The following is a 7,670-nucleotide window of genomic DNA, read 5'->3' on the forward strand; positions in this document are numbered from 1 at the left end:
AAGGAAACTTTAATAAGAATTTTTGATTTGTAAAAGTAAGTATTATTGTTGACTTATATTTTCTAAGTGCTAAGATTAATATACAATTACATAACTTAGTCTCAATTATTCTCGTCTAACTTTATAATTTTAAGACAACTAATGAATAATTATCGACAACATCGTTATGCTCCCAAAATTTATGAGATATTAGTATTTAATTTTACAGTTTGAATGTAAATATGATTGGCAATAATACCACAAGCGACACTAGCATTAAATGATTCAATGTTATTAGACATCGGAATTTGGACAACAAAATCAGTATGAGTTAATAATTTGGGACTAATCCCTTCTCCTTCATTGCCAATAATCAATCCTAAATTACTATCACATTTCACATCAAGGTAATCAATAGCTTTATCAGTTTTAGCTGCTGCTAAAATCCAAAAATTATGTTCATTTTTCAATTTATTAATAGCTGTTGTTAGATTTTTAACTTGACAAATAGGAATGATACTTAAAGCACCTGCTGAGGCTTTAGCAACTGCACCATTAATTTCTGATTGATTACGGTTCAGAATAATTACGCCATCAAAATCATTACCAGCACCAATCCTTAACATTGAACCAAAGTTATGAGGATCAGAAATACGGTCTAAAATTAAAAAACGAGCAAATTTATTGATTGGTTGTAAACTTAATAATTGATCTAAAGTAAAATAATCATAATTTTTAACATAGGCAGCAATATTTTGATGTTTTGTTGTTTTTAACAAATTATTCATTGCTTCTAAACTGATAATTTCATATTCAATTTTATTTTTGCTTAATTCTGGTTTTAATTCACGATATTTATCTTGAACTAAAAAAACCTTTCGAACTTTAATTAATGATTGCGGGTTAATTGCTGCAACAACGGGATGATAACCGTAAATGTATTCTAATGCCATGTTTTGCTCCTTAAATAATGTTAAGATTTTGTAGTTTTTTTCGAATTTTATCGGCTGCTTGGTAATCTTTTTGTGATTTTAATTGTTCTCATAATCTAATTTGGGTTTTAATCTCTGGTGTATAGTCACCAAATTTAAAATCAAATCCTAAGATTTTTAGAGTGAAAGTAAAGGTATAAAAAATATTTTGGTTGATTTCACTAAAGTCTTTTTTAACCATTGCTTCATTAATCTGTTTAACCATAGTTTCTAGTAAGGTTATAGTATTAGTGGTATCAATACTATTTGATAAAAACTTAATAACTTGGACATAATGAGGTTTATGATGTTTTTTATTTGTTTTAATATTATTGATAAATAATTGATAGGTTCATTGTTTTAATACTTGCTCGTATTTTTTCATTGATGATAGACCATTAACAATGGTTTCATCATTAAAATCTATGGGTTGTTGATGGTCACGATTTAAAATTAAGTAACGTAAAATATGAGGATGATATTGTTGACAAAAATCTTTTACTAAAACGAAATTGTTTAATGATTTTGACATTTTTTCATTGTCAATATTAACATGACCATTGTGTCATCAAATATTTGCTAATTCTTGATTATGACATCCCATAAATTGCGCACGTTCATTTTCATGATGAGGAAATTTTAAATCAATACCACCACTATGTAAATCAATCGTTTTTCCATTAAATATAGTTTCAATAAAAGTAGTACATTCTGTATGTCAACCAGGGCGACCTTTGCCTCACGGACTGTTTCAATTCATACCAACAGTTGTTGCCTTTCATAATACAAAATCTAAAATATCAACTTTAGGATTTTGATTTTTAACACGAAAATTAGGAATTAAATCAATAATTTTTTTATGCGCTAATGAACCATAGTCTTTAATTTTATTAACTTTAAAATAAACATCATTATTAGTAACATATGCATAATCGTTAATTATTAATTGTTCAATAAACTTAATAATGCTGTCTATATATTGACTTACTTTTGGCAAACTATTAGGCAAAATAATATTTAATGTCTTTAAGTCATGTAAATAAGCATCACTATACTTACTAGATAATTGCGATTCTGTAGTTTTTAATAATTCTGCTTGCTTAATAATTTTATCATCAATATCAGTAATGTTATGAACATAATTAACTTGATATTTTTGATGAATTAATAGACGATGTAAAACATCCATGACAATCACACCACGAACGTTACCAATATGGACATAATTATAAACGGTAGGACCACATAAATATATATTTACTTGGTTATCATTAGTTACTAGTGGTTTTAATGTTTGTGAAAAACTATCATAAACTTTAATCATATTATATTCTAAAGTTTGCGGATTAGTAACAAATTGGCGGTTTTGAAATTGGTTTTGTAAATTTAGTGATTTATTTAATGCTTTATAACAATTAATAATTAAAGTTGTATTTACAATTAAATCAATAGGGTATTTTATAATTCTTAGAAAATACATTGGTAATATTGGCATTGCATACATTTCACCTAAAATAATAGGATCGGTACTAGTAATTAGTAAAGAAGTAAGACCATAAGCAAATAATAAATAACAATAAATTGTTCATTTACGATAGTATATTTTACTTAAATTAGTAACAATATAATATGGTAGTACACACCATAAAACACTAGTAAAAGTAAAGAATAAAGTAGGTACAGCATTACCTGCAAATAAAAGACCTAAAAAGTCAGCAGCAATACCACTAATAAATCCTAACATTCCACCACAGAAGAAACCAATTAGCACTAATACAAAGTCACCAATTCTAATTTCAAAAATTTTAAATGGTAAAATAGTACCTAAAACAGCACCACCAACGCCATTTAAAATAACAGCTAATGAAACTAACATTCCACTTAAACAAATTAATTTAATTTGTTTTAATTTAATTTTATTATTTTTATGATCTAAAATAGCAATTAAAGCAAATGTACCTAAAATCAACACTCCACTTATTACATTAATTAATACTAATACCATTTAGTTATTTTACCTACCTTTTTTAATATTTATTCAAGACATCTATTCTGCATAAATAATTATAAACATCTGCTAAAAAATAACAAGAACCTGTAATCAAAATAATTTTATTTTTACTATTTTTTATCATACTTTCATAATTAAATTGCATTGCATTGATACTTTGTACATGACTGTTTTGACAAACAGTGATATTATTAGAGATTTTTTTTAAAAGAGTAAGTAATTGATTAGGATACTTATTTTTTAAACAAGAAAATATAATCTCATCAGGAACGATATTGTTACTTTTTAAAGTTTTGATTAAAGCATTAATACCTTCACGATTATGAGCTGCATCAAAATAAACTATTTTATTATCAATCTTATATTTTTCAAAACGAAATTTGATTTTCAGATTTTTAATAATCCTATTTGCACTAACAAGAGCAATGTTAGGAAAAGCATTTTGAATAACAGTTAATGCTAATGATTTATTTTCTTCATAATAGGATTGATTAATTAATTTTGGTGAATAACAAGGTTGATACCCTTGTTTGCGAATCTCATGTTTTAAATTACTATTTAAATTTCCTGACACAAATAGAATCTTGGTGCTTGGTTTAACAATTCCAATTTTTTGATATAAAATCTGCTTTAATGTATTACCTAATATTTCTTGATGGTCTTTACCAATTGAAGTAATAACAGCATATGTAGCATCAATGACACTAGTAGTGTCGTATCTACCGCCAATACCTACTTCAATTACTGCTCATTTTACTTTTTGTTCTTGAAAATAAATTAAAGCAATTAATGTTAAAATGGCAAAAAAACCTAATTGATAATGTTCAATATCATGATTAATTAGATTCTTAATGCGAATTAAATCGTGATTACTAATCATAGTATCATTAATAATAATTCTTTCGTTTATCACAGTAATATGTGGTGAAGTAAAAAGACCAACTTTAATATTACTAGTTTGTCATAATATAGCATGAATCATTCTTGAAACAGAACCTTTACCATTAGTTCCTGTTACTTGAATATATTTAATATTATTATTTAAATATTTAGAGGAAAGTAATTTTAATTTAGTTAAACTTTCAATTCCTGGATATTTATATATATCTTCTAAAAATTCATCATTCATAGTTAACCAACATCTAATTTAATAATTATTATTGTCAATATTAATTAATGGGCTTACTGTTCTTCATGTAATGTAAATAATAATTGAGTTAACAATAATTTTAAATGGTGCCATAATAATTCGCGCCATTGCTGTTAAACCATATTCTTTGACATTAGAACTAAATAAGGTCATATCGGCATATGAAGCAATTAGTACAGTAACTACATATTCTGCTACAACTGCTAACAGTATAATTGGCAGTATTTCTTTAATTCTTTCAGATTGTCTTTGCCATAAGTAATAAAATAAAACACTATAAATACTTAGTAACGCAAAGGCGCCACCACCAGCAATAATACCAGCAGTCGCATATTTATTAAAATTAATACCTGAAACAGAATATGAAGATTGATCACTACATAAAACAATATAAGCACCACCACCAGCAAAAAATATAATAAAAATATTAATTAAAATAAATATAATTCATGGATAATTTTTTAGTTTAACATTTAAAATGCCAGCAACACCAGCTAAAAATCCAGTGAAAACAATACAAAACATGTAGACTGGACTAATATAAGATGGGACAAATAAAGTTACTAAAATATCGGTTACTGCAGCACAAATAATCCCAATGACAGGGCCAAAAAGATAACCAGTAATCTTAATCATTAATCCTTCAATGGCAATCCTAATCGGAGGTAACACAGTAAGCGGGATAGTAATAGAAATAATAATAGTGGCTACTACAGATACTGAAGACAGCATGGTAATATAGGCAATATTTTTAGTAGTAAAGCGAACACCCTTATACTTATCTTTTTTAAATAATTTTCAAAAACTATTTAATAAAATATAGGATAACATTGTAGCACCCAAGGCAATAATTAAATAAATAGCAGTGCTTTTACTAAATAAAGGTAGTGTTTCTGTTGCTACTTTGGAAACTAAGTTATTTATTATTAAATTATTTGGCATTTAAATAACCACCATTCCTATATTATTATTTAAAACTAGATTAATTTTAACAAATATATAATAACATTGTTTATTCATTTACACACAAATAATATTGGCAAAAAGATACTTTTATCATAATATAGATGAAATAGATTTTGATATTAATCAATCATTTGTTTTACTGAAAGGCTTAGAATTAAAGAATCCTCCATATGCGCTTAAAGGTGAGGGGTGAGCACTTTCAATAATATAATGTTTAGCAGTATCAATAAATATTTTTTTACTACGAGCATTTTTACCTCATAAAATAAAAACCAAATTAGAACAATTTAGATTTAAAAATGATAAAACATGGTCAGTAAAGATTGTTCATCCATATTGTAAATGACTATTTGGTTGGCCTTGTCTAACTGTTAAAGTTGTATTTAATAAAAGTACGCCTTGTTTAGCCCAACTTGTTAAATTGCCATTATTACCCTTTTCAATATTTAAATCATTTTTTAATTCTTGAAAAATATTTTTTAAACTTGGTGGTAAAGGGATTTTATCTTTTACACTAAAGGCTAAGCCGTGAGCTTGTTCTGGTTGATGATATGGATCTTGTCCTAAAATAACTACCTTTACTGTTTCTAAAGGAGTTAGTTTAAAAGCAGTAAAAATCTCTTCTCACATGGGAAAACAAGTGTAAGTTTGATATTCATTTTTAATGTCTTTTAGTAATTTTGGAAAATATAATTGATTATTTTCATTTTGAAAAAATTTCATTCATGATGTATCAACAAATAAAGTTTTATTATACATAGTTTTCACCTGCGCTTTTACTTATGATAGGGTTGATTATTAATAATTTGTAATGAACGATATATTTGTTCTAACAATACTACATAACACAATTGATGTGGTAAAGTGATTTTGCCAAATGCAATTTTAATTAATTTAGAATTAGCCTTTAATTCTTGGTTAACACCATTACTACCACCAATGATAAAACCAATTTTACCTTGTTGATAATTTTGATTTTTAACAATGATTTGTGCAAGTTGTTCACTTGTTACAAGATTTCCAGTTAAATCTAATAGCATTCATTGATAATCAATATTTTTATCTAAATATTCAATAATTTTATTTGATTCAATATTAATATTAACAGTTATTAAATTTAATTTAGATTCTTTTATATTTTGGATAATAATATTTGCTTGTTTTTTAACTCTTGTTAAATAATCATTGGTCGCTAATTTTCAATATTGTTGTGATAACTCACCAACACAAATAATTTTAATACTTAACATTTTAACTTTTAGAAATAACCATATCGCTAATGCGACCTGCTTTACCATTATAATCATCAAATGTTCTTTCTGGATGATAAAAATCAACATGTCCTAATGAATATTGAATAGTATCTGGGTCCATGCGAACTATTTCTTGACTATTTTTATCTGAATATAAAACAAAACCAAAATCAATTCTAATATTAAAATCAATTCTAAAGTTACCCATTGTTAAATCCAAGTGGATTCATCCTTGACGAATAATTTTTTGATTATTGCTTGTAAATTCATCGATTGTTGGTGCTACGATACTAGTAACAGCATTTGGATCAGCTGGTGCAACATTTGCTTGTGCAGCTGAATTAAAAGTAACGAATCAGTAGACAAATTGTGGTTTCTTTATATCATTATCAACCAATTGAGCAGCAATTGGTACACTGTTTTTATCAGCAAAAGTAAATGGGTGTGTTAAACTATCTGTGCCTCAATTATTATACTCAAAACTATAAAAATGTCCTGATTTATAGTTTTTGCTATTATAGAATTCATTAACAGTCTTTTGACCAGGATCATTAGGATTAGTTGTTTTTAAAATTTTTTCATCAATTCTAAGTTTATCTACTGCTAATTGTTGGTATGCTTCTAAGGCAACATATATTCCATTTGGTTTTTCAAAGATATAGCTATCATTATAAACATAGTTTGTTAGTGGATCTTCATTGGAAACTTGTTTTTTTGGTTCATTAATAAGATTAACCTTAATTTGAGTACCATCTCCAACACCACAGGCAACTATAGTACTACTTGAAGTAGCAAGTAGCCCAATCGCTGAAAAAAGACTAATTATTTTACGCATTTATTTTTATTCTCCTTACATTAAGAAATTATTTATAATAATTAAATATTCAATAGCAATTGTAACTTATTTTTGATGAAAAAGCAAAAAGTAATTTTGAAAAGATTGAATAAAGTTTTTGGTGCATTAAGAATTGTTAGCAAATATAACTAGTTTAAATTAGTTATATTTTAGAATTTATTAACTTAACATATTCCTTAATCCCATTTAAGTTACTTATATTAAACCACACTTTAAGCAGTGATACAATATTTTAGATTATTTTAAGAATAAAAATAATACAAAAATTGATATCTGATTTCAATATCTTTAGTAGGAATATAAAATTAATGGTTATGATTAGAACTTTTCATCAAAAACTAAGGGACGGTTGTCAAATTTACGAAATAATTAATTACTACATTGATAACTTATTTCCAAATGAATTATTATTGAAAAAATAATGAACATTAGACAAAATTATTCTCTTAACCCTTAAATTTATATTCGACGTATTTTTATAAAT

The 7,670-nt window shown here is 25.9% G+C and carries 7 protein-coding genes; all 7 read right to left on the reverse strand.

What is annotated here, in order from left to right:
* Positions 1-179: 179 nt before the first annotated feature.
* Positions 180-932 (reverse strand): 23S rRNA (guanosine(2251)-2'-O)-methyltransferase RlmB, encoded by a 753-nt coding sequence (gene rlmB, locus RDJ14_RS03160; RefSeq protein ID WP_308149924.1) that lies wholly within the window; start codon positions 930-932, stop codon positions 180-182.
* Positions 933-942: 10 nt separating this feature from the next.
* Positions 943-2,955: a cysteine--tRNA ligase gene (cysS, locus tag RDJ14_RS03165; RefSeq protein WP_308149925.1), complete on the reverse strand. Its 2,013-nt coding sequence runs from the start codon at positions 2,953-2,955 to the stop codon at positions 943-945.
* A gap of 22 nt (positions 2,956-2,977) precedes the next feature.
* Complete coding sequence (locus RDJ14_RS03170; RefSeq protein ID WP_308149926.1) at positions 2,978-4,090, reverse strand: Mur ligase family protein; 1,113 nt, start codon at positions 4,088-4,090, stop codon at positions 2,978-2,980.
* 18 nt (positions 4,091-4,108) lie between these two features.
* The gene (locus tag RDJ14_RS03175; protein ID WP_308149927.1) at positions 4,109-5,053 is read right to left on the reverse strand and encodes a hypothetical protein; all 945 of its coding nucleotides are present in this window, start codon (positions 5,051-5,053) and stop codon (positions 4,109-4,111) included.
* Positions 5,054-5,164: 111 nt separating this feature from the next.
* Complete coding sequence (locus tag RDJ14_RS03180) at positions 5,165-5,836, reverse strand: uracil-DNA glycosylase (protein ID WP_308149928.1); 672 nt, start codon at positions 5,834-5,836, stop codon at positions 5,165-5,167.
* Positions 5,837-5,853: 17 nt separating this feature from the next.
* A complete protein-coding gene (locus tag RDJ14_RS03185; protein WP_308149929.1) occupies positions 5,854-6,327 on the reverse strand; it encodes a 23S rRNA (pseudouridine(1915)-N(3))-methyltransferase RlmH in 474 nt (157 codons plus the stop codon).
* Between the two features lies 1 nt (position 6,328).
* Entirely contained in the window at positions 6,329-7,165 is an 837-nt protein-coding gene (locus RDJ14_RS03190) for a lipoprotein (protein ID WP_308149930.1), read from the reverse strand.
* Between the last annotated feature and the right edge of the window lie 505 nt (positions 7,166-7,670).

It is taken from the genome of Spiroplasma sp. AdecLV25b (assembly GCF_030913225.1).
Taxonomy (GTDB): Bacteria; Bacillota_I; Bacilli_A; order Mycoplasmatales; family VBWQ01; genus Spiroplasma_E.